Source organism: Nonomuraea sp. NPDC051941 (genome assembly GCF_044593615.1).
The window spans coordinates 39,118-59,950 of record NZ_JBIUCF010000047.1 but is presented as its reverse complement, the minus strand read 5'-3'; the positions used below and the strand labels follow the sequence as shown (position 1 = coordinate 59,950).

Annotated in this window: 16 protein-coding genes; 8 read left to right on the top strand and 8 right to left on the bottom strand. The window is 71.1% G+C overall.

All coding sequences use genetic code 11. From position 1 onward, the window contains the following. Positions 1-69: 69 nt before the first annotated feature. On the bottom strand, positions 70-1,470 hold the full coding sequence (locus tag ACIHFD_RS51915; protein ID WP_397373211.1) for an alpha/beta fold hydrolase: 1,401 nt from the start codon (positions 1,468-1,470) through the stop codon (positions 70-72). 243 nt (positions 1,471-1,713) lie between these two features. On the opposite strand from ACIHFD_RS51915, the gene ACIHFD_RS51910 reads away from it, so the two are divergent. Then, the gene (locus ACIHFD_RS51910) at positions 1,714-2,628 is read left to right on the top strand and encodes a hypothetical protein (RefSeq protein WP_397373210.1); all 915 of its coding nucleotides are present in this window, start codon (positions 1,714-1,716) and stop codon (positions 2,626-2,628) included. A 219-nt stretch (positions 2,629-2,847) separates the two neighbouring features. On the opposite strand, the gene ACIHFD_RS51905 is transcribed toward ACIHFD_RS51910, so the two are convergent. Further along, positions 2,848-4,911 (bottom strand): prolyl oligopeptidase family serine peptidase, encoded by a 2,064-nt coding sequence (locus tag ACIHFD_RS51905; RefSeq protein WP_397373209.1) that lies wholly within the window; start codon positions 4,909-4,911, stop codon positions 2,848-2,850. A gap of 72 nt (positions 4,912-4,983) precedes the next feature. Between ACIHFD_RS51905 and mshB the strand changes: the two genes are divergently transcribed. The 6 genes from mshB to ACIHFD_RS51875 all read left to right on the top strand — a co-directional run bounded on the left by mshB (position 4,984) and on the right by ACIHFD_RS51875 (position 8,351). Beyond that, complete coding sequence (mshB, locus tag ACIHFD_RS51900; RefSeq protein ID WP_397373208.1) at positions 4,984-5,889, top strand: N-acetyl-1-D-myo-inositol-2-amino-2-deoxy-alpha-D-glucopyranoside deacetylase; 906 nt, start codon at positions 4,984-4,986, stop codon at positions 5,887-5,889. Positions 5,890-5,900: 11 nt separating this feature from the next. After that, entirely contained in the window at positions 5,901-6,317 is a 417-nt protein-coding gene (locus ACIHFD_RS51895; RefSeq protein ID WP_397373207.1) for a DUF6113 family protein, read from the top strand. A gap of 39 nt (positions 6,318-6,356) precedes the next feature. Next, positions 6,357-6,839 carry a flavin reductase family protein gene (locus ACIHFD_RS51890; RefSeq protein WP_397373206.1) on the top strand — a complete coding sequence of 161 codons (483 nt, stop codon included), beginning with the start codon at positions 6,357-6,359 and terminating at the stop codon, positions 6,837-6,839. Between the two features lie 85 nt (positions 6,840-6,924). Then, positions 6,925-7,344: a hypothetical protein gene (locus ACIHFD_RS51885; RefSeq protein ID WP_397373205.1), complete on the top strand. Its 420-nt coding sequence runs from the start codon at positions 6,925-6,927 to the stop codon at positions 7,342-7,344. A 3-nt stretch (positions 7,345-7,347) separates the two neighbouring features. Beyond that, a complete protein-coding gene (locus tag ACIHFD_RS51880) occupies positions 7,348-7,614 on the top strand; it encodes a hypothetical protein (protein WP_397373204.1) in 267 nt (88 codons plus the stop codon). Between the two features lie 314 nt (positions 7,615-7,928). After that, positions 7,929-8,351, top strand: a complete 423-nt coding sequence (locus ACIHFD_RS51875) for a hypothetical protein (protein ID WP_364242060.1) — start codon at positions 7,929-7,931, stop codon at positions 8,349-8,351. 71 nt (positions 8,352-8,422) lie between these two features. Here the strand turns inward: ACIHFD_RS51875 and ACIHFD_RS51870 are convergent, their stop codons facing one another. Both ACIHFD_RS51870 and ACIHFD_RS51865 read right to left on the bottom strand, forming a co-directional pair. After that, complete coding sequence (locus ACIHFD_RS51870; RefSeq protein WP_397373203.1) at positions 8,423-9,274, bottom strand: hypothetical protein; 852 nt, start codon at positions 9,272-9,274, stop codon at positions 8,423-8,425. A gap of 87 nt (positions 9,275-9,361) precedes the next feature. Further along, positions 9,362-11,848, bottom strand: a complete 2,487-nt coding sequence (locus tag ACIHFD_RS51865; protein ID WP_397373246.1) for a penicillin acylase family protein — start codon at positions 11,846-11,848, stop codon at positions 9,362-9,364. A gap of 313 nt (positions 11,849-12,161) precedes the next feature. Between ACIHFD_RS51865 and ACIHFD_RS51860 the strand changes: the two genes are divergently transcribed. Continuing rightward, a complete protein-coding gene (locus tag ACIHFD_RS51860; protein WP_397373202.1) occupies positions 12,162-13,394 on the top strand; it encodes a serine hydrolase domain-containing protein in 1,233 nt (410 codons plus the stop codon). 74 nt (positions 13,395-13,468) lie between these two features. On the opposite strand, the gene cysS is transcribed toward ACIHFD_RS51860, so the two are convergent. From cysS to ACIHFD_RS51840, 4 genes are read right to left on the bottom strand one after another with little or no spacing between them, the layout of a single operon-like run. Continuing rightward, positions 13,469-14,824: a cysteine--tRNA ligase gene (gene cysS, locus ACIHFD_RS51855; RefSeq protein ID WP_397373201.1), complete on the bottom strand. Its 1,356-nt coding sequence runs from the start codon at positions 14,822-14,824 to the stop codon at positions 13,469-13,471. A gap of 18 nt (positions 14,825-14,842) precedes the next feature. Then, a complete protein-coding gene (locus tag ACIHFD_RS51850) occupies positions 14,843-16,687 on the bottom strand; it encodes a sigma factor-like helix-turn-helix DNA-binding protein (RefSeq protein WP_397373200.1) in 1,845 nt (614 codons plus the stop codon). 50 nt (positions 16,688-16,737) lie between these two features. Further along, positions 16,738-18,555, bottom strand: a complete 1,818-nt coding sequence (locus tag ACIHFD_RS51845; protein ID WP_397373199.1) for a UvrD-helicase domain-containing protein — start codon at positions 18,553-18,555, stop codon at positions 16,738-16,740. A 4-nt stretch (positions 18,556-18,559) separates the two neighbouring features. Continuing rightward, entirely contained in the window at positions 18,560-20,827 is a 2,268-nt protein-coding gene (locus ACIHFD_RS51840) for a hypothetical protein (protein WP_397373198.1), read from the bottom strand. Positions 20,828-20,833: the final 6 nt, after the last annotated feature.

The following is a 20,833-nucleotide window of genomic DNA, read 5'->3' as shown; positions in this document are numbered from 1 at the left end:
GGCGTGCTGCCTGCTCGAGTTATCCCAACCGCCACGAGGGCGTCCGGTTGTGGGGTCAGGGTTATGTGGTCAGCATTCTGTTTTGGTGGGGGGCATGGTGCGGTCGGTGAAGTAGCGGTTGATGTGGTCGCGGGCGCAGGGGTTGGCGCCGTAGAGCGTGTGGCCGGGGCCGTTGTGGCGGATGGTGGCGCTGCCGGGCACCTGGGAGAGGACGCGGGTCACCGCGTCGGACTCGCCCCAGGCTCCTGCTCCCAGCATGGGTGGGAGGCCCTTGGGGAGAGGGGTGGGCGGGTTGGTGACCGGCTGGGGCCAGCCGATGCAGCCCAGGGTCGCTGAGGCGAGGGTGTTGGCCGTGCCGGTGTTGGGGGCCACGCGTTGCAGGCGCTTGATGGCGGCGGTCATCTCCTTGCGGTTGGCGAAGCGGGGCCAGTCGGCGCATTCGGTGACGCCGGTGGCCTGGTCGGGGTAGCGGGCGCCGCGTTGCGGGACGAAGTCGGAGGCGTCGCCGTCGGCGGCCTTGCGGATCGCCTGGGCCAGCTTGGGCCAGGCGGCGGTGCCCTGGCGGGCCAGGCCCAGGGCGAAGCTCTGGAGGTCGCGTGTCTTGTAGGCGACGTTGGCGGTCTTCGTGGGGATGGGGGTGCGGTCGGCTCGGGCGATCAGTGTGCGCCAGAGGGCGGGGACGTCCGCGCAGTCGTTGGAGGCGCACCAGGTGAAGAAGCGTCGCAGGAACTGCTCGTTGGACTTGGCCATCTCCTCCAGCTCACGCTCCCAGTCGGCGGCGCTGTGGCTCCACGTGCCGTCGAGGACCATCGTGCGGATCCGGTCCGGGAAGAGGCGGGCGTAGTCCTGGCCGTAGAAGCCCGCATAGGAGGCGCCGTAGTAGTTGAGCTTGTCGTCGCCGAGGGCCTTTCTGATGGCCTCCATGTCTCTGGCCTGGTCTGCCGAGCTCATGTTGGCGAACAGCTCGGGGTCCTTGAGCCGGCAGGCCTCGGCGTAGCCGCGGTTGGTGTCGGACAGGCGGCCGAAGTCGGCGTCGTCGCGGGGTGAGTCGGGGATGGGGACGCGGGTCCAGGCGCACTGCAGGCCCGTGCTGAGGCCCACGAACTGCTCGCCGTAGCCGCGGGTGTCCCACGTGACGATGTCCATGCGTTCGCGGAGCTTGGTCCACCAGTCGGAGGCGGACTGCGTGATGCCGATGCCGGGGCCGCCGGGGCCGCCGTAGGCGATCAGGACCGAGCCTTCGGACTTGCCGGTGGCCTTCAGCCGGCCCAGCTTGAGGGTGATCTTGCGGCCGTCCGGCTTCTGCCAGTCGGCCGGGACCTGGAGGTCGCTGCACTCCATGCCGATCTTGTCATTGGGGCAGGTCTGCCACTGCTGCGGCCCGCCGGCGATGGCCGCCGCGGACGCCGAGGTGGTCGGCAAGGTCCCCATGCCCAGCAAGGCCAGGGTGATGGTGAGGGGCTTGAGCATGGCGTTCACGATGCCGGAGGGGGAGGTGGAAGCGCGTCGGACCAGGGTTTGGTCTTTTGGGGGTGCGGGTCCTACCAGGGGTTGTCAGACTGCTGCACGCCCCGACCGGTTGGAGAGGGTCTGTGGGGACGCTCGACCCAGCGCCCGCCGGGCTCGGCCTGGAGTCGAAGGCGGCCAAGACGGGCCCTTGCGGTGGTGGGGTGGGTCTTGCGGTGGTGGGGTGGCGTTGTCACGATCGACGGCGTGGGCAGATGGCAGTGGGTCTGGGAAGGCGCGCTCGGGGTCGTCACGGTGCTGGGGCTGGGGATGGTCCTGTTCACCGCTCCCGGCGGGCACCTGCTGAACATCCTCGCGTCCTCCGCGCCGCTCGGCCTGGTCGCCGTGGCGCTCTCCTTGTCGATGCGCGTCGGCACGCCCAACCTGGCCGTGGGCTCGGTCGCCGCGCTGTCCGGAGTGCTCATCGCCTCCGTCGTGGTCGTCCTCGGCATGCCGCTGGTCGTCGGGGTGCTCCTCGTCATCCTGCTCGCCGCGCTCTCGGGGCTGGTCATGGGGGCGTTCACGGTGCTGCTGGAGGCGCCGGCCTGGGCGGTCACGCTCGCCGCCGCCGTGGTCTGCGACGCGTTGTCGCTCGCGTTCACCCAGGCCAGGACGATCCTCCTGCCAGTGGCGCCGTCGCTCTCGCCCGTGGTGGGGTTCGCGGTGTTCGCCGTCGTCTCGGTGGCGGGCGGGCTGTTGTGGGCCCGGCGGGAGTTCCGGCAGTGGCTGACCAAGGGGTGGGCCGGCCCTCTCGTCGGGTTGGCCGGATCCTGCGTGCTCGCTGCTTTGGGTGGGTTCGTGCTGCTGCTGCGGCTGGGAGCGGCGCAGCCGGGCTCTCAGGGACTGTTCACCATGGTGTTCGCGCTGGCGGCCGTTCTCCTGGGAGGCACGGGCCTTCCGAGCCTTTCGAGCCCTTTGAACGGCACCGGCGCGGTGAGCACGGTGGCCGACGGGGGACGTGGGGGCGTCGCCGGCACCCTGCTCGCCGTGCTCATCCTGGCGATCGTGCAGGGTGAGCTCACCCTGCTGGCGGTCCCCACGTACGTCATCATGATCGTCCTGGGTGGCGTCGTGATCGCCGGCCTGGCCGTGTCCCGAGCGCTCGACGCCTTACGTCAGTGAAGCCCCGTGCCGGTAAGGCGCCGTCTCGGCAACGCGCCGTCCCGGCAACGCCTCGTGCTGGTGAAGCCTTACGTCGGTGAAGCCCTGTGCTGGAGAGCCCGCGCCGGTAGAGCCCGCGCCGGTAGAGCCCGCGCCGGTAGAGCCCGCGCCGGTAGAGCACGGTGTCGGTAGCCCCGAGCCAGTGAAGTCCCGAGCCAGTGAAGCTCCCGCGTCAGTGGGTCAGCCCAGCGACTTCTTCAGGAAGTCGACCTGGAGCAGCAGCAGGTTCTCTGCCACGACCTCCTGGGGCGTCATGTGCGTCACCCCGGAGAGCGGGAGCACGCTGTGCTGCCGGCCCGCCGCGAGCAGGGCGGATGACAGGCGCAGCGTGTGAGCGGCCACCACGTTGTCGTCGGCCAGGCCGTGGATCAGCAGCAGCGGGCGTTCGAGCTTGGGCGCGTCCGCGAACAGCGAAGAGTTCTCGTACACCTCGGGCTGCTCGTCCGGATGGCCCAGGTATCGCTCGGTGTAGCACGTGTCGTACAGCCGCCAGTCGGTCACCGGCGCCCCCGCCACCGCCGCGTGGAACACGTCCGGTCGCCGCAGCACCGCCAGCGCGGCCAGGAAGCCGCCGAACGACCAGCCGCGAATGGCCACCCTCGTCAGGTCGAGATCGTCGGGATACTGCTCGGCCACCCCCTGCAGGGCGTCGATCTGGTCGTCGAGCGCGGGGGTCGCCAGGTCGTTCAGCACGGACCGCTCGAACTCGGGGCCCCGGCCAGGGGTGCCGCGCCCGTCCGCGACGATGACCGCGAAGCCCTGCTCGGCGAACCACTGGCTCTCCAGGAACGCGCCGCGCCGGTTGAGCACGCGCTGCGCGTGCGGCCCGCCGTACGGGTCCATGAGGACCGGCAGCTTCCCGGAGCCCTGCTCGTGCCACGAGGGCAGCACCACGGCGGTGGCCAGCTCGCGACGGCCGGAACGGCCGAGCGAGACGCGCAGGTCGAGCCCGGGCCGCTCGGCGAACGACGGGATCGGCACCGCCATGCCGTCGCGCCGTACGACCGTGGTCGAGACGCCCTCGGCGTCGAGGCTCTGCTCGGTCAGGACGCCCACGCCGCCGGACATCCGCCCCGAGAACACCCCGGAACGGGTCGAGACGGGCAGCAGCGAATGACCGTCCCACGTCCACAGGTGAACCTCGGTCGGATCGCCGCTCGCGCTGAACAGCACGCTGTCGTGATCGACGTCGAGCACCGCCCGCACCTGCAGTGTGGGCGGGGTGACCGCGCGGTCGCCCACGAACAGCCGGTTGCCGCCCTCCGAAGTGGCCACCCACACCAGCGACCCGTCGTCGAGGTGCGCGGGCACGCCGGACACGATGTCGACCCAGGCCGGATCGGCGTCCTCGCGCACCAGCGTGGCCGCGCCCGTCGCCGGGTCGACCGTGAACAGCCGCATCGTGCGCTGGTCGCGCGTCAGGGTCACGATCGACAGCGCGTGGGAGTCCCAGGCCGCCGTCGTGAGGTATTCCTCCTCGTACGGCACCGCGACCCGCGACCCGTCGAGCCCCAGCACGAACAGCTCGGTGACCGCGTTGGGCGTGCCGGCGGCCGGATAGCGCTGGGCCGACGCGGGACGGTCGGGGTTGGCCGGGTCGGCGATGTGCCAGACGTGGACCGGGGCCTCGTCGGAGCGTTCGACCAGCAGCGCGTCGCCCGACGGCGCCCACCAGTAGCCGCGCATCCGGCTCATCTCCTCGGCGGCGATGAACTCGGCCAGCCCGTACGTCACGGTCTCCGACTCCGGCGTGGCCAGCGCGCGGTCCTCGCCGGACGCGAGGTCCTGGACGCGCAGCGCGCCGCCGGTGACGTACGCGACATGTCCCCCGTCCGGGGACAGACGCGGATCGATGACCGCGCCCGGCGTGTCCAGCCGGCGCGCCTGACCGGTCGCGAGGTCCACGACGTAGAGAGCGCCGGACAGGGCGAAGGAGGCCCGCGTGACGTCCGTGTCGGTGGCGTACGCGACCACGCCGCCGGCCGCCTCCCGGCTGCGCTCGCGCCTGGCCCGCTCCTCCGGCGGCAGGTTCTCCTCGTCGGCGTCGAGCGCACGGGGGTCGACGACCAGGCGCTCGACGTGGGTGTCGGTGTCGAGCTCCCACAGGCACGTCACCGGATCGGTGCCCGATTTCGTGCGGAGGAAGACCACCCGGCCGCCGTCCGGAGTGATCGTGAAGCCCCTGGGCACTCCGAGGGTGAACCGGCGGGTCCTGGCAGACAGTCGCGGGAAGCTCTCGCTCATGCGCCCAATCCTGCCACCGCCGATGAGGAACCTGCGCAATGGCGTCCGGGGCCCGTCGGTACGCTCATCCCTATGACTGATCGACGGCTCCTCCTCGTACACGCCCATCCGGACGACGAGTCGATCGGCACCGGGGCGACGATGGCCAAGTACGCCGCCGAGGGAGCCCACGTCACGCTCGTGACCTGCACTCTCGGCGAGGAAGGCGAGGTCATTCCCGCCGATCTCGCCCACCTGGCCGCCGACCAGGACGACGCGCTCGGGCCGTACCGGATCGACGAGCTCGCCGCCGCCTGCCGGGCGCTCGGCGTCGAGGACCACCGCTTCCTGGGCGCGCCGGGCCGCTGGCGGGACTCGGGGATGATGGGGGTGGCGTCCAACGACCACCCGAAGGCGTTCTGGCGCGCCGACCTCGACGAGGCGGCGGGGGAGCTCGTCAAGGTCATCCGGGAGGTACGCCCGCAGGTCCTCGTCACGTACGACGACAACGGCTTCTACGGGCACCCCGACCACATCCAGGCGCACCGGGTTTCGCGCAGAGCGTTCGAGCTGGCCGCGAAACCGGACTTCGGCGAGGGCGAACCGTGGCAGATCGCGAAGTTCTACCACACGGCCCTCGCCCGATCCGTCATGCGGCGCACGACCGAGGCGCTGCGCGGGTCGGACGTCGGCTTCCTGGTGGAGGACGTGGAGGACATGCCGTTCGGCAACGCGGACGAGGACGTCACCACCGAGATCGACGCCCGCCCGTGGATCGGCGCCAAGATGGAGGCCATGCGGGCGCACGCCACGCAGATCGTCGTGGACGGACCGTGGTTCGCGCTGTCCAACAACATCGGCCAGGAGGTCCTGGGCGTGGAGCACTACCGGCTGGCCATCGGCGTGCCCGGACCCGCCGTGCCCGGCCCGCCCATCGAGGCGGGCGGTCTCGGCGAACCGTACACCCGCGAGAACGATCTCTTCGCAGGCATCCACTAACCTCGTGCGACATGGAACATCGCAGCCAGGTCGAGTCGGCGCTGGGCGGAGCGGCGTACGGCATGCTGTTCGTGCTCGGCGTCGTCATGGGCGTCGTGGGCGGCTTCACGCATGCGGTGCGGCAGATGGGGCCCGTGCCGATCGCGGCGGTCGTGTGGGTGCTGGCGTTGTTCGCGGTGTGCCTGGGGGCGGGCAAGCTGATGCGGGGCAAGCTCGGGGCTTTCATGGCGGCGGTCGGATGGCTGCTGGTCACGATGCCGTTCACGCTGAAGCTGAGCGCCGGCGATCTGGTGATCGCGGACGGTCCGCCCGGGTACGTGTACCTGTACGGAGGGTTGACGGCCATTGTGGCGGCCTATCTGCTTTCGCCCTCGTCAGAGGGGGGATCGTGGCTCTTGCATGGGTACCCTCAGAAGAACTCTATGTAGCGGCATAAAGTAGCGTTCGTGCATTCCATCGAGCGGCCAGTGGACCCTGAGACTTACCGCAAGGTCGTCGGTCGCTTCGCCACTGGAGTCGCGATCGTCACCACCAGGCTGGACGATGTCGATCATGCGATGACGGTGAATTCGTTCACTTCTGTCTCCCTTGATCCGCTCCTCGTGCTGTTCTGCGCGGAGAAGGTGGCCCGGTTCCACGACGCGGTGCTGGAGGCGGGGGTGTGGGGGGTCTCCGTGCTGCCCGCCTCGATGGAGGACGCCTCGCGCTTCTTCGCCCACCGGGGCCGGCCGTTGAACGGGCAGCTCGCGCGGTGGCCGCATCACCTGGGGGAGTCGGGGGTGGCGTTGTTCGACGGGGCCATCGCGACGGTGGAGTGCGTGACGACGGCGGTGCACGACGGCGGGGACCACTCGATCGTGGTGGGCGAGGTGACGGCCCTGGACACGCCTTCGGACGGGGCGCCGCTTCTGTACCACGAAGGGCAGTACAAGACCCTCTGGCGGGCATGAGTCGGGCCAGGCACGTGGCCTGGCCCGCTCACTTGCTCGCTTCCCGGCTGGCTACTGAGTGGTAGCGCTGGTCGATTCCGACGGCGTGGTGGTCGCAGTCGCCGTCGGGACGCTGGTGCCGGTCGGCGTCAGCGTGTCCGGCGGGGTCTCGGAGGGGAGCTCTGTCGGTGTCTCCTCCGCCGGCGGCGGACAGGTGGGGATCCCCGGCGCGCTCTCCGTCGGTGTCACGGAGTCGGTCGGGCTCGTGGTGGATGTCTCGGTCGGGCCGGTGGTGGGTGTCGTGGTCGGGGTTTCGGTCGGAGTTCCGGTGGGAGTTTCGGTCGCGCTGTCAGTCAGGGTCGGGGTCGGCGTCGGCGGGTCGGTGACCGGCGGGGACTCCGTGCCCGTGGCGGTGGGCGTCACCGTGTCCGTCGGGCCGGTCGTCGGCGGAGGGGTCTCCGTCGGGACGGTCGTCGGCGGTGGCAGGGTCTCCGTCGGCTCGATGCTCGGCTCGACGCTCGGCTGACAGGTGAACGTCACCGTCTGCGTGATCGTCGGCCCCGGCTCGGTGACCGTGATCTGCTCCTTCACCGTCACCGTCGGAAGGGGCGTCATGGTGACTGCCGGTTTGCCCTTTTTCTTGTACGTGCCCCGGCCGAGCCGCTCCGTGGACTCTCCCGAGCCCTCGGTCACCGGGAAGTCGACGCTGGTCGTCTTGCAGGATCTGCCCTTGCAAACCCGCTGCTTGATCGAGAAGAGAGCAGCTTGCGCGTCTGTGATCGATACATTCAGGTAGGAGATGCCTCGCCTCTTGACTACCTTCGTCGTGGCGGTGTACTCCCCGATCGTGGGAGTCTCCGTGGGTGCCGGACTCGAGGTCGGGACGGTGGTTAACGCCACGTTTGCGCCGAGAGCGCCTGGTCGGTTGTCAGTGGATCGTAGGGGATCGGTTGCTGACGTCTGGGTGATCGCCACTCCGCCGGCTCCTGCCAGTGCGACGGTGCCGAGCAGCGCGCCCAGGATGGAGAATCTCATAATCCTGCTCTTGTGGGAGATTTCAGGACGGGGATCATTATTCCGACTTGTCAAGATTGGTCAAGACTGAGACGCATGGACAGGCGCTTCCGGTTCCGGCGGGTGGCGAACTATGTGAACCTCGCCACACCGCTCGGTCTGCTGATCTCGATCATCGGTGGCGCGACCAGGAACCCCGGCCCCGACGGGCTCATCCTGGCCTTCGGCTACCGCTACCGCTTCCCCATCGCGGGGGCGTTCACCGTGGGAAACGTCGTCCTGACCAGGTGGGACGCGCTCCCCGATCGACTCGTCCGCCACGAGGGCCGGCACGCCACCCAGTGGGCCTGGTGCGTCGGCCTCCCCATGCTGCCGCTCTACCTGCTGTCGATGCTCGTGTCGGTGATGGTCTGTGGCAACCAGGCCACGTACAACCTCTTCGAGCGCCTGGCCGACCTGGAGGACGGCGGCTACCCCCGCGCCCGGCTGTGGTGGCGGCGGCGCAGCGGCGGCGAGTGAGGCCGGGACGCGTGCCCCTGGTGTCAGGGGAGCGGTCCCTGCGGTGCGGCGGCGAGTGAGGCCGAGGGGTCTCAGTGGGGCGATCCCTGCCGTGCGGGAGCGCGTCTTGGCGAGCCCTTCAGGCGGCCCAGCATGAGCGAGGCGATGGCCAGGCCGGAGATGGCGCCGGCGCAGAGGACGGAGGCGGTGGAGGGGGACACGGGCTCGACGCCTGCCAGGGCGAGGGCCGAGACGGCGGTGGCGGTGGCCACGTAGAGCCAGGTGGCCAGGCGGATCCAGCGGACGCGGGAGCCCTCGGAAGGCAGCGTGCGGGACAGCAGCCAGGACAGGGCCGGCAGCAGGAGGACGCCGTGCATGAAGATCGCGTGCGCGGGCTTCAGAGTCGTGGCCACCGTGTACGCGAGCTGCTGGTTTCCCGTCACCACCTCGACGACGCCACGGGCGATCATGATGGCGCCGAACGCCATGGCGGCGAGGAGCGTGGCGAAGCCCGCGCGTACGGCCAGGCGCATGCTCGGGGCGAGGTCCGGATCGGGACGGAACGCGGCGATCGTCATGACGATCCCGATGGCGACGAGGACGCCGCCGCCCGCCGCCAGGGTCCTCGCAACGGCCGTGTCGAAGGCGGTCTCCATGTTGAAGTGGGACGGGACGCCTCGCCACGCCTGGAGGGTGATCAGGGCCACCTCCAGCGTGGACGCCACCGCGAAGGCGCCGACCACGAGTGGGCGGGCGCGGAGCCGCACGAACTGGGAGACCCAGGTGAGGGTCAGCACGCTCAGCCCGAACGACACGCCGAACGTGAACGGTTTGCGCCACGACACCGCGCCCTCCCACGGCCCGCCGTCCACGACGAACACGCCCAGGTGAACGAGGCCCGCGAGCACCAGCAGGACTCCGATGAGGTACCAGAGGCGATTCATGCCGCCATGGTGGCAAGGCGGCGGGGGCCGGCGCGTCGGCCCAGGGTTTGGATCGCCTCTACAACCCCGGTCGTACGACCCGGGCGGTCAGGGGGTGAGCTTGAGGGTGTGGACGGCCGCCTTCTTGATCGACTCGGGCTTCGCGTACATCGGCAGCAGGTCGCCTTTGGCCCAGGCCTCCGCCTGATCCCAGTAGTTGTCGTGGAAGGCGTGTCCGGAGGCGCCCGTCAGGTTGATCCATCGGGACTTGTCGGTGTCCGACAGGTCGACGATCATGCGCATCGACGGAACGGCGGTGATCTCGTACCCCTTCTGGACGTTCCACCCCGTGGCGTTCACGGCGTCCTTGCCCCCCGCCACGGCCAGCGGCCCGCGGTTGAACAGGGCCTCCACCGGAGCTATCCCCGAGGTCCCCAGCGAGCCGTTGACCAGCTCCAACTGGTGCAGGTCGCCCCAGCGCCAGGACTTGACCTCGGGCCCGAGCCGGTCCGACAGCTCCTGGTACGCCGAGGCGAGCGCCTGGCGGAGGATGTCGTCGCGGGTCTCCTTGACGTTCTTGGTGGTCACGTCGTCCCAGAAGGGGTCGTCAGGAGCGTCGAGCAGGCGTCTGACGACCTCGTACCAGCGGTCCCCTCCGGCCGGCCGCGCCGCCTCCGGCAGGTCGTCGTCGAACGTCAGCGTGAGCACCTGCCGCCACACCGCGTTGAAGTAGGCGGCGGCGGTGGAGTCGAGGCCCTGCATGCGGTCCCACGTCTTCAGCAACTGCCTGGCCTCGCCGCTGGGCCCCGCCAGGTCCACCCGCATCAGGGCCGGGATCAGCGTCTCGGCGAAGCCGTTGTACGTGTCCTGCTGGATCGCCGACATGGTCGCCGCGTCGATCGGGCCCTTCTTGAGCGCTTCCTTGATGCGGTCGCGGATGCGTTCGGAGCGGTAGCCGTGCGCCCAGTCCTTGGTCAGCAGGGGTTTGTACCGCTTGGGGTCGATGACGGCGTTGTTGGCCGTGACGATGAACCCGTCGGCCGGGTTCTCCACCGAAGGTAACTGGTCGTACGGGATGGGGGCCGTCATCCAGTCGTACTCGCCCGTCCATCCCGGGACGGGCCACGTGCCGTCGCCCTTGGCCCGCACGGGGATGCGCCCGGGCGCCTGATAGCCGATCTTGCCCGTGGTGTCGGCGTAGATCAGGTTCTGGGACGGCACGTCGAACAGCGCCGCCGCCGCCCTGAACTCCTGCCAGTCGCCCGCCTTGTTCAGCGCGAAGACGGCGTCGGCCGTCCGGCCCGGCGTCAGCGCCGTCCATTGCAGCGCCACCGCGTTGGCCTCGCCGCTGGGTTTGGCGCTCCCGATGACGTCGTTGATCAGCGGCCCGTGCCGGGTGCTCCTGACCGTGATCGTGACCGGGGCGCCGCCCGCGACCTTGATCTGTTCCTTCCTGGTCTCCAGCTTCACCTGCTGGCCCTTGTACAGGTACGTGTCGCCCTGCACCTGCTCCAGGAAGAGGTCGGCCACGTCGGGGCCCAGGTTGGTGAAGCCCCACGCGATCTTGTCGGTGCGCCCGATGACCACACCCGGCACGCCCGAGAACGTGAACCCGGTCACGTCGTACGGGCACGCCTCCGTGATCTTCCTGCAGTGCAGCCCCGCCTGGTACCAGACGGAGGGCATCTGCGGCGACAGGTGCGGGTCGTTGGCCAGCAGCGGCTTGCCGCTCTTGGTGTACTCGCCGGAGACCACCCACGAGTTGGACCCGATGCCCTCGCGGTCCTCCGTGCCCATCGTGCTCGGTACGGCGTCCAGGGTCTTGGCGGCCTGGGCGATCGCGCGGTCGGCGCGCTGCTGGGGCTCGGCGTGCTGGTTGAAGCGCCCCTGGTCGATGGTGCCCTCGGTGACGATCGGGCTGTGGCGGTCGTACGGGTAGCCGGGGTAGAGCTGCTCGACGCGCTCCTTGGGCAGCTTGGTCAGCGCCAGCGCCCGGTCGATCTCGTCCTCCATGTTGGAGCGCAGGTCCCAGGCCATGGCCTTCAGCCAGGCCACGGAGTCGGCCGCGGTCCACTTCTCCGGCTGGTAAGCGCCGTTCTGGATCTTCAGGATGGAGTATTCGAGGCTGCGGTCGGAGGCGTTCGGGTTGGCGCTGAGCCAGGCGTTCACGCCTCTCGCGTACGCGTCCAGGTAGTCCCGGGTGTCCTGGGCCAGGTCGGGGAGCTCCTCCTCGGCGACCTTGCGCCAGCCCATGGTCCTGATGGCCTTGTCGTTCTCGACGGTGGCCTTGCCGTAGAGCTCCGAGAGGCGGCCGGAGGTCAGGTGGCGGCGGAAGTCCATCTCGTAGAAGCGGTCCTGGGCGTGGACGAACCCCTGAGCCGTGAACAGGTCCGCTGCGGTGTCGGCGTAGATGTGCGGGATTCCGTATTTATCCCGATAAATCTCCACATTCCCGTTTAGGCCCGGCAGCCGCAGCGATCCGTCCACCTGCGGGAACGACTTCCGCACCGTGTAGACGAGGACCCCTGCCAGCACCAGGACCAGCGCGAGCACTACGGACAGCACCCGGGCGAACCACCGCAACGGCCGCGGCATCCACGCGTAGGGCCTCACCGACACCTCCATCTCCGCCGAACTGGCACTAAGTCTGTCAGCCCGAGATCACTACTCCGGCCGCCTTCCACAACCCTGGGAGGAGGACTTGAGGGGCCTGATTACGGGCGATCACCCCTCCCTCACTCGCCGCGTCCGCCGAGCGGAGGACGGCGCGGGGGTGTTGCGCGGGCGACCCCGGCGCTCCCTCGTGAGAGTGAGTGAGAAATCGGTCGCACCGGCGATCCGCGGCGGCAGCGCTGATCGACAGGATGGGCGCATTCCACCTGCACCCCTCTCACTTGGAGATGCGCCGATGAAGCTGTCAGCCGCCGGTCTCGCCCTCGCCACCCTCCTCGTGGCGACGCCCGCCCAAGCTGCCGCCACCACCCCGGCCCCCACTACCTCGGCCCCCTCGACGAGTGCCTGCCCGCCACCGGCCGTGGTCCGGCCCGATCCGGCCGCGCCGGTCCCTCCCGTCAACGCCACCGCGCTGGAGCAGTCCATCAAGGACCTGCCCGCGGCCGACGCCACCGCCGCGATCGTCCGGGTGAGCGGTACGAAGGACTCATGGCGGGGCGTGACCGGCGTGGCCGACATCACCACCCGGCGCAAGGCCTCCGCGCACGTACGCTTCCGGGCGGGCAGCGTGACCAAGATGTTCACCACCGCGGTCGTGCTGCAGCTCGTGGCCGAGGGCAAGGTCTCACTCGACGGAACCGTCCAGGACTACCTGCCCGGCCTGCTGCCCGACTCCTATCCCGAGGTCCGCGTCGGTCAGCTGCTCAACCACACCAGCGGGCTGCCCGCGCCCGAGCTGCCCGGCACGTTCGACTGGGTCTACCGGACCCGGTTCAAGACCTGGACGCCGGAGGAGTACGTCGGGCTGGCCGTGCGTAACCCGATCGAGTTCGCGCCCGGCACCAGGCAGCACTACCTCAACACCAACACGTTCGTGGCGGGCATGCTGATCGAGAAGATCAGCGGACGCTCGTACGAGCACGAGGTCACGTCCAGGATCCTGCGCCCGCTCGGCATGCGGGACAGCTACCTGCCCGGCACCTCGCCCCGCATCCGCGGCCCTCACCACAAGGGCTACCAGTCCGTGCCCGCGGGCTTCGACGGCGCCATCGCCTACGGCCCGGGCCACGTGGTCGACATGACCGAGACCAGCGTCACCTCGACCTGGGCCTCGGGCGATCTCATCTCCACCGCCGCGGACCTGGAGAAGTTCGTCAAGGCGCTGTTCTCGGGGAAGGTCGTGCCGGCCGCGCAACTGGAGCCGATGTTCACGGTCCCGGACGTGACGATGTACGACGAATGCGGCAACCAGCCGGCCGTCTACACCTCGGGCATGACGCGGCTCGTGCTGCCGGGCGGGATCGTCGCCTACGGCAAGACCGGCGCGCGGTACGGCTACGCCGCCGGCGTCGGCGCGACCCGTGACCTGAGCCGGGTTCTCGTCTACTCGGTCAACTCCACCGACGCCAAGGCATCGGGCCAGAACGACAGGACGCTGCGCATCGCCCTGGCCGCCTTCTCCCGATGAGCTGCCGGTGCATGGCGCATCGTGCCCGAGCGGGATCCGCGGCGGTGGCCGGCGGGGCGGCGTTGGGTGGGGGGTCAGGTCCAGGTTTGGCCGTCCGGGGTGTCCGCGACGCGTACCCCCATCTCCGCCAGCTCCTCCCGCAGCCGATCCGCCTCCTCCCAGTCCCGGGCCTCCCGCGCCCGGTCCCGCGCCTCCAGGAGCTCCCCGGCCCCGGGAGGCAGCACCCGCGCCTTGCCGATCTCCGTCGAGAGGTCGAGCCCCAGCACCTGGTCCAGATGCAGGAACGTCTCGAACTTGGCCCCGGGCGCGACGGACTCGTCGCGTTCCAGGTCCCGGAGGATGCGCAGCGCGGATGGCGTGTCCAGGTCGTCGGAGAAGGCGGCCTCCACCCGTTCCGCGTGGTCCGCGGCCATCGGCGCGCTGGGTGACTCCGACCACTCGGCCACCCGGGCGCGCCACCGCCGCACCGTGCGGTCGGCGGCTCGCAGGGTGTCCCAGGTCAGGTTCAGCTGCTGCCGGTAGCGGTGCTCCAGGAACGCCATGCGTACGGCGAGCGGGTCGAGCCCGGCCGCGGCCACGTCCGACAGCAGCACCACGTTCCCCGTGGACTTGGCCATCTTGCGGCCGTCGAACAGCAGGTGCTCCCCGTGCACCCAGTGCCGCACCACCTCGTGCCCGGTCGCCGAGTTGGACTGGGCCCGCTCGTCCTCGTGGTGCGGGAAACGAAGGTCGATCCCGCCGACGTGGATCTCGAAGCTGGAGCCGAGGAAGCGGAGCGACATGGCCGAGCATTCCACGTGCCACCCGGGGAAGCCGCGGCCCCAGGGCGAGTCCCACGTGAGGTCTCCCGAAGAGGGCTTCCACAGGGCCCAGTCGGCGTGGAAGCGCTTGCGCGGGTCGACGGCGTCGATGCGGTGGGCGGGCTTGAGCGAGTCCAGGCGATTTCCCGAAATTTCGCCGTAAGTGGGGAAGGTCTGGACGTCGAAGAACACCGACCCGTCCGGCACCTCGTACGCGTGCCCCCGCTCGATCAGCTTGGCGATCAGCTCGATCATCAGGTCGACGGTCTCGCTCGCCCGGGGCGTGTGCTCCGGCGGTCGGAGGTTGAGCGTCGAGGTGTCGTTCCTGAAGGCGTCCTCGTAGAAGCGGGCGAGCTCGCCCACCGAGCGCCCTTCCGCCCGCGCCTGCTCCAGCACCTTGTCGGAGCCGGCGTCGGTCAGGTGGCCCACGTCGGTGATGTTCTGGCAGGCCAGCACGCGTACCCGTCGCCGTTCGAGCACCCGCCTGATCAGGTCGGACAGCAGGTACGTACGGAGGTTGCCCACGTGCGCGTGGCGGTAGACGGTCGGCCCGCACGTGTACATGCGCACCGCCCGCCCCGCGGCGATCTCCTCCACCTGCCGGGCACGCGTGTCGTAGATCCGGAGCATCCTCCGAGCCTAGCCGCGTCAGCCCCCCAGGAAACCGAGGATGTCCCGGTCGCCGCGCTCGCGCAGCCTGCCCAGTACTTCCTCGCGCGCGGCCGTGTCGGGCATCCCCATCCTGGCCCCGATCAGCCGCAGCCCCTCCAGCTCCGAGCTGACGGGGGCGGTGTAGCCGATGAGGTAGAGGGCGCGGTTCACGGGCGGCATCCCGACCGGCGCGGCAGGCAGGTAGCGGGTCAGCAGCTCGCCCCCGTCCGACACGGTCAGGAACACGTGGTCGCCCTCGCTCGCCTTGAAGTCGGCCAGCACGTTGCGGATCGACCCCATGGTCGGCTGGTTGTGCCAGCTGATCACCACGTCTCCGGACGGGGTGGAGGCGGTGAGCTGTCCGCCCGGCGCCATCCCCAGGTACGCCGCGAAACCTGTGGGCAGCGGCGAACCGGACCCGCGCAGGTGCTCGGCGTTGACGTCCACCCGGTGCCACCAGCGGCCGTCGCGGGAGCGGAAGCTGCGCCGCGTCTCCGAGACGTCCTTGCGCGGCTGGTACGGCTCCGCCTCCCCGGTCGGCGAGGTGCCGGCCACCCGGATCCAGCCCCGCTGCGTCCGCTCGAAGCCCGGCCCGCCCGAGTACGCCCGGACCGAGCTCTCGCTGACCTCGTACTTGGCGGTCAGGTTGGTGACGATCGTGCTCACCGAGGCCTCGCCGCCGGCCCGCTCGATCTCCCTGGCGATCATCTCCCTGATCCCCAGGTACTCGTCGCCGCCCCATCGCGTCAGGCCGTACTTGTTGCGGTCGACCCGGCGGAAGCGTTCGTCGGCGGTGAGCTGGTTGCGGATGCCGACCAGGCTGTAGTCCTCGCCGATGCGCTCCTGGATCTCCTCGGGCGACAGCGGCGCGCCCGCCACCGCCAGCACCGCCTCGGCCTTCTCGTTGATGCTGCGCGGCCACGGCACGACGTGCTGGCCCAGCACGCGCAGCTGCGGCACCGCCAGGATCCACCGCTCGGCCACGTCCTCGCGCACGCCGAGCTGGGTGACCATGGCCACCGCCTCGCCGAGCGGCCGCGGCCCGTCGGCGAACAGCTGCCGCGTCTTCTCCCGGAGCTCGTCGGCCCCGCCCGCCACGAGCCACCCGTCGGACTGCTCGTAGCCGGTCAGCAGCGTACGCACGAACCGCCACGCCGGGATCCCCAGCGAGCGCAGCTCGGCCCGGTGCCACGGCACGGCGGCCTGCAGGTCGTCGGCCGGGACCGCGGAGCCGAGCCGGCCGCGCAGCCAGGAGACGTGCGCGACGAGGGCCGACGCGTCCGGCTTGCCGAGCCAGGCCTCCACGTGGTCGCGCAGGTCACGTTCGATCTGCCGGATCCGCTCCCGCGTGACCGAGAAACGCTGGGCCAGCTCGTCCAGCGTGGCCCGCTGCGCGGCGTAGAGCCGGTCGCGGGCGATGGCCCGCTGCCGGTCGTCCAGCGCCCCGAACAGGTCGTCGATCAGCTCGGGCAGCGGCCTGTCCGGCCTGGACGGCGCGGGCGCGGCCTCGGGCGCCGGTTCGAGCAGCCGCTCGAACACGCCGGTGAACAGCTTCTGCACCACGTCCTTGCCCAGCGTCTCCGGCGTCCGCTCGGCCTCGGCGGGGTCGGAGAAACGCAGCAACGGGAGGATGTCGCCGATCATCAGATGACCCCAGCAGGCCACGGCGAGGTCGGCCAGGCGGCCGGCCACGGCCTGCGTCCCGACCATGGCGCACGCGCGATCGAGGGGGATCGCCTGCCACCAGGCCTCGGGCAGCTGTGGCTCCTCCACGATCGGCGCGATCTGACCAGGGGAGGTCCATCGCAGGGGTGGCGCGAGGTCGCTCAGGCTGAGGTTCATTGACGTCCAACCGGCAAAGGGAAGATATATCCGCAGTTCAGACTATGTGATTAGAGTGACAAAAACGGGCTGCCTCTTCCGGAATGGGAGATATAGAGCATCGCACGAGCCCGCGTGCAGGCGACGAACAGTATGCTCCGTTCACGTTGCAGGGCACGAGCCCGAGCGTCGGGTTCCTCGGGCGGCGGTTCGGGCACCACGCCCTCCGCCACGCCGATGAGCGCCACCCGCTCGAATTCCAGCCCCTTGAGATGTTGGAACGTCGAGGCCCGTACGTCCAGCCCGTCCAGCGCCCGCCTGGCATCCCGCACGAGCCGCGGATTGCGCGCGCCGACGGCGATCTCGTCCGCGGGCACGCCGTCCGCCAGCCACGACTCGACCGTGCTCCGCAGTCCGGCCAGCTCCGACTCCGGCGTCTCGTACGCCCTCACGATGGGCCGGTCGCCGTTACGCGCCGAGTGGAAGCCGTACATGTTGGTCGTGCCCTTGACCAGGCCGCTGGCCGGGCCGCCGCGCAGCCGTACCACGAAGGACAGCAGCTCCTGGGACATCCGGTAGGAGAGCCGCAGCGTGTGCTGGACGGCGGGGATGCCGACCGCGCCGAGCGCCACCCGCGTGTCGGTGATCCGCTGGTGCGGGTCGCCGACCACGAACAGGTCGTCGCGGGCCCGCGGCACCGCGGCGCGCAGCAGCCGCCACTGCGACGGGCTGATGTCCTGCGCCTCGTCCACGACGATGTGACGGTACGGCTTGCGCCCCGGGTCCACGTCGTCGAGCAGGTCGCCCGTCGCCAGGGAGAGCAGCCGGAGCGCCTCGTCCGTGAGCTGGGCCAGCGTCCGCGCCCCCGGGCCGACCAGCGCGGGGCGGCGGCCTTCGGCGTCGGCCACGATGCGCAGGGCCAGGCGTTCGGTGTTGCCGACCTCGACCCGCTTGCGGACGACCTCGTCCTCTATCAGCAGATCCAGCTTCGCCGACAGGTCCTCGGCCAGCGCCTGGGAGAACGTCACGAGCAGCACGGGCCCCGACCCGTGCGCGGCCAGGTGAGCGGCCCGCTGGAGGGCGACGACCGTCTTGCCGGTGCCCGCCCCGCCCACGACCAGCACCGGCTGCTCGAAACGGGCGGCCCTGGCCAGCCGGTGCTGCGGCGGGTCGAGAAATGTGCACCAGGCAGGCAGCCCGAGCACCCGGTCCAGCTCCACCTTGTCCGCGACGAACGCCGCCCGATCGGGGCTGCGGCGCAGCGCCGCGTGCAGGTCCTCGGGGTCGATCGGCCCGGTGTCCTCGTCGGAGGCGCGCCAGGCGTCCAGCTCCCGCCACGCCTCGGCGAGCGTGCCGCCGCGGGCCAGCACGGCGAGCGGGACGTGCTGGGTCGGCGGGAGCAGCGGTTCGAGCGCGGCCACGTCGGCCTCGGTCGTGATCAGCCTGAACAGCGGCAGCGCGTGCACGTCGAGGCCGAGCCCCATCAGGTCGCCGTCGCAGATCGGGTCGTACAGCCCGGACGACCTGGCCGATCGGCGTAACGCGGGCTCGACGCGTTCGAGCGCCTCGGCGTCCCACTCCTCGACCACGCCGATCACCGGGTTGACCGCGAACCTGAAGCGTCGCGCGTACGACCAGGCCTCGGGGTCGGGCAGCACCGTACGCAGCCAGTACACGTCCCGCTGCCGCACCACCACCCCGCGATGGCCCTCGGCCAGCCGCAGCGTCGCGACCCGCGGATCCCGGCAGCCCCTGACCCGCTGGGGGTGCGGGGCGCCGGCCACGTTCAGCAGGAACCGGCGCAGCGCGACAACGGCGTCCCTGCGCACCGGCTGGGCCAGTGCGCTGAGCTCCCTGGGAAACTCAGGGCCGATCGCGAGCCGCGGCACCGGCTCAGTCCAGGAGGGCGAGCAGGTCGCGGTCCCCGCGTTCGCGGAGCCTGGTGAGCAGGTCGGGGAGCGCGACCGGTCCCGTCATGCCGATCCTGGTGGCGATCACCCTGGCCGCCTGATCTCGGGTGCCGCCCGGGGCCGTGTACCCGACCAGCCGGAGCGCCTTGGTGATCTTCTCGGCGCCCTGTGCGGCGACCGGGAGGTGCCGGGCCCTGAGCACGCCTTCGTCCGACAGCGTCAGGAACAGGTGCCCGCCCTCTCGCGCGCCCACGTCCACCAGGAGGCGTTCGATGGATTCGAGCACCGGCTTGCCGTGCCACGTCATGGTCAGCTCGCCCGCGGCGCTCCTGACCGTCCGGCTCTCACCGGGGGACAGGCCCAGGTACGAGGCGAACCCCGTCGGCAGCGTGCACTCGCCGCCGGCCAGCTGCTCGGCCGTCACGTCGATGCGCAGCCACCAGCGTCCGTCGGGCTGCCTGAAGCAGCGCCTGGTCTGCGAGACGTCCTTCAGCGGCTGGTACGGCTTGTGCTCCCCGGAGTCGCCGTTGGCCTCCTCCACCTGCGAGGGGGCCGGGGTGAACGCCTGGAACTGCGGCGGGCCCGCGGGAGGGGGCGGCGGCATCTGGGGCGAGCCGAACGCCGACTGCGGCTGCAACTGGGGCTGCGGCTGGGGGGACAGCGTCGCCAGCACGAACTGCCAGGCCGGGACCTCCAGGGCGCGGATCTCCACGTTGTGCCATTCGGCCGCGCCGATGAGCTGCTCCTTGTGGGCGGCCGGGCCCAGGGTCCTGCGCAGCTCCTCCAGATGGGCCCGGTACGGGGCCGCCTCCTCGCTCGACAGCCAGTGGTCGAGGCGGGTACGGAGCTCGTCCTCGGTGGCGGAGATCTCGGCCGGGGGGACGGCGAAGAGCTTGGCCAGCTGGTCCACGGCGGAGGGCTCGTCGGTGAAGACGCGGTTCTGGGCCACGGCCCAGCTCTTGTCGTCGAGCCCGGCGAACGCGGCCTCGATGAGGTCCGGCAGCTGCCCCTGCGACGGGGCGGGCTCCTGCTCGGGGGCGATCACCTGGGCGGGCTCCGGCTCGGGCGCCTCCTGGGCGGCCGGTTCGGGAGCGGGCTCGGGCTCCTCGGCGGCGTCGAGCACGGGCTGCGGCTCGGACTGCGGTTCGGGCTGCGGTTCAGGTTGCGGCTCAGGGTCGGGCGCCTCGTCGGCGGCCGGCTCGGCGTCGGCGGCCGGCACCGGCTCAGCGACCTCGGCCGCGCCCTGCTCCGAAGCGACACCCTCGGGCTCGCTCTCGTGCGAGGCGACGGCCTCGGGTGCCTCCTCGTGCGAGGCGGCCTCGGGCGCGTCCTGCTGGGGCGCGTCCTGGTGGGGAGCGTCGGTCTCGGGCGCGCCTTCGTGCGAAGCGACGGCCTCGGAGGCGTCCTCCTGGGGAGCGGCGCTCTGGGGCACGCCCTCGTGAGCCGCGGCGTCCTCCGGCGCGACGGCCTGGGGCTCGTCCTCCTGGGGAGCGACGTCCTCGGGTGCGCCCTCGTGGGACGCCACGGCCTCCTCGTCCGCCGGGCGCTCGGCCTCGGCGGCGTGCGGGGCCTCGGCGGGCTCGGGAGCGGCCGCGTCCTCGTCGGGCTCGGGGTCGTCGATGACGGACCCGGCGGGGACGAAGTGGGCGACAGGCTCGGGGTCGTCGTCGATCACCGACCCGACGGCGGCGAACCGGACCACAGGGTCGGGCTCCTCGACCGGCTCGGGGGCCGGCTCCTCGGCCACGGGCTCCGGCTCGGCCACCGCGGCGGGCGAGTGCTCGGCCGGCGCCGCCTGCTCGCTCGCGGCGGGAACCGGCGCCGGGTGCGCGGGCTCGGCCGTCCGCGGGTGCGCCAGGCGTACCAGGACCGCCGAGAACAGCGTGTTCAGCACCGGACGGGCCTGGATGAAGGGCTGGTCCACCAGCTCCCTGCTGGTCAGCTTCAGCAGCCCGGCCCACGATCCGGCCCGGTCGAGGGCGATCGCGACGGCGGGCTCGTCGGCCTCCTCCGGGTCCAGCACGTACAGCGCCGGCAGGACGTCACCCACCGCCGCAGCGGGCCAGTGCTCCAGGGCGATCTCCGTCAGCAGCTCGCCCAGCGACTCGGGGCCGATGGCCGCCAGGACGTGTGGCATGGGCAGACTGCGCCACCACGCGTCGGGCAGCTCCGGCTGCCCGGTGAGCAGCGTGATCGTCGTGGCGTCGCTCCACCTCAACGGTGGTACGAGGTCGCTCAGGCAGAAGTTCATCCCGTT

Coding starts and splice junctions, on each gene's coding strand:
- ACIHFD_RS51905 (WP_397373209.1), bottom strand. CDS start 4,911: ATGAGCGAGAGCTTCCCGCGACTGTCTGCCAGGACCCGCCGGTTCACC.
- ACIHFD_RS51860 (WP_397373202.1), top strand. CDS start 12,162: ATGAAGCTGTCAGCCGCCGGTCTCGCCCTCGCCACCCTCCTCGTGGCG.
- mshB (WP_397373208.1), top strand. CDS start 4,984: ATGACTGATCGACGGCTCCTCCTCGTACACGCCCATCCGGACGACGAG.
- cysS (WP_397373201.1), bottom strand. CDS start 14,824: ATGCTCCGGATCTACGACACGCGTGCCCGGCAGGTGGAGGAGATCGCC.
- ACIHFD_RS51915 (WP_397373211.1), bottom strand. CDS start 1,470: ATGCTCAAGCCCCTCACCATCACCCTGGCCTTGCTGGGCATGGGGACC.
- ACIHFD_RS51865 (WP_397373246.1), bottom strand. CDS start 11,848: ATGCCGCGGCCGTTGCGGTGGTTCGCCCGGGTGCTGTCCGTAGTGCTC.
- ACIHFD_RS51875 (WP_364242060.1), top strand. CDS start 7,929: ATGGACAGGCGCTTCCGGTTCCGGCGGGTGGCGAACTATGTGAACCTC.
- ACIHFD_RS51870 (WP_397373203.1), bottom strand. CDS start 9,274: ATGAATCGCCTCTGGTACCTCATCGGAGTCCTGCTGGTGCTCGCGGGC.
- ACIHFD_RS51850 (WP_397373200.1), bottom strand. CDS start 16,687: ATGAACCTCAGCCTGAGCGACCTCGCGCCACCCCTGCGATGGACCTCC.
- ACIHFD_RS51840 (WP_397373198.1), bottom strand. CDS start 20,827: ATGAACTTCTGCCTGAGCGACCTCGTACCACCGTTGAGGTGGAGCGAC.
- ACIHFD_RS51895 (WP_397373207.1), top strand. CDS start 5,901: ATGGAACATCGCAGCCAGGTCGAGTCGGCGCTGGGCGGAGCGGCGTAC.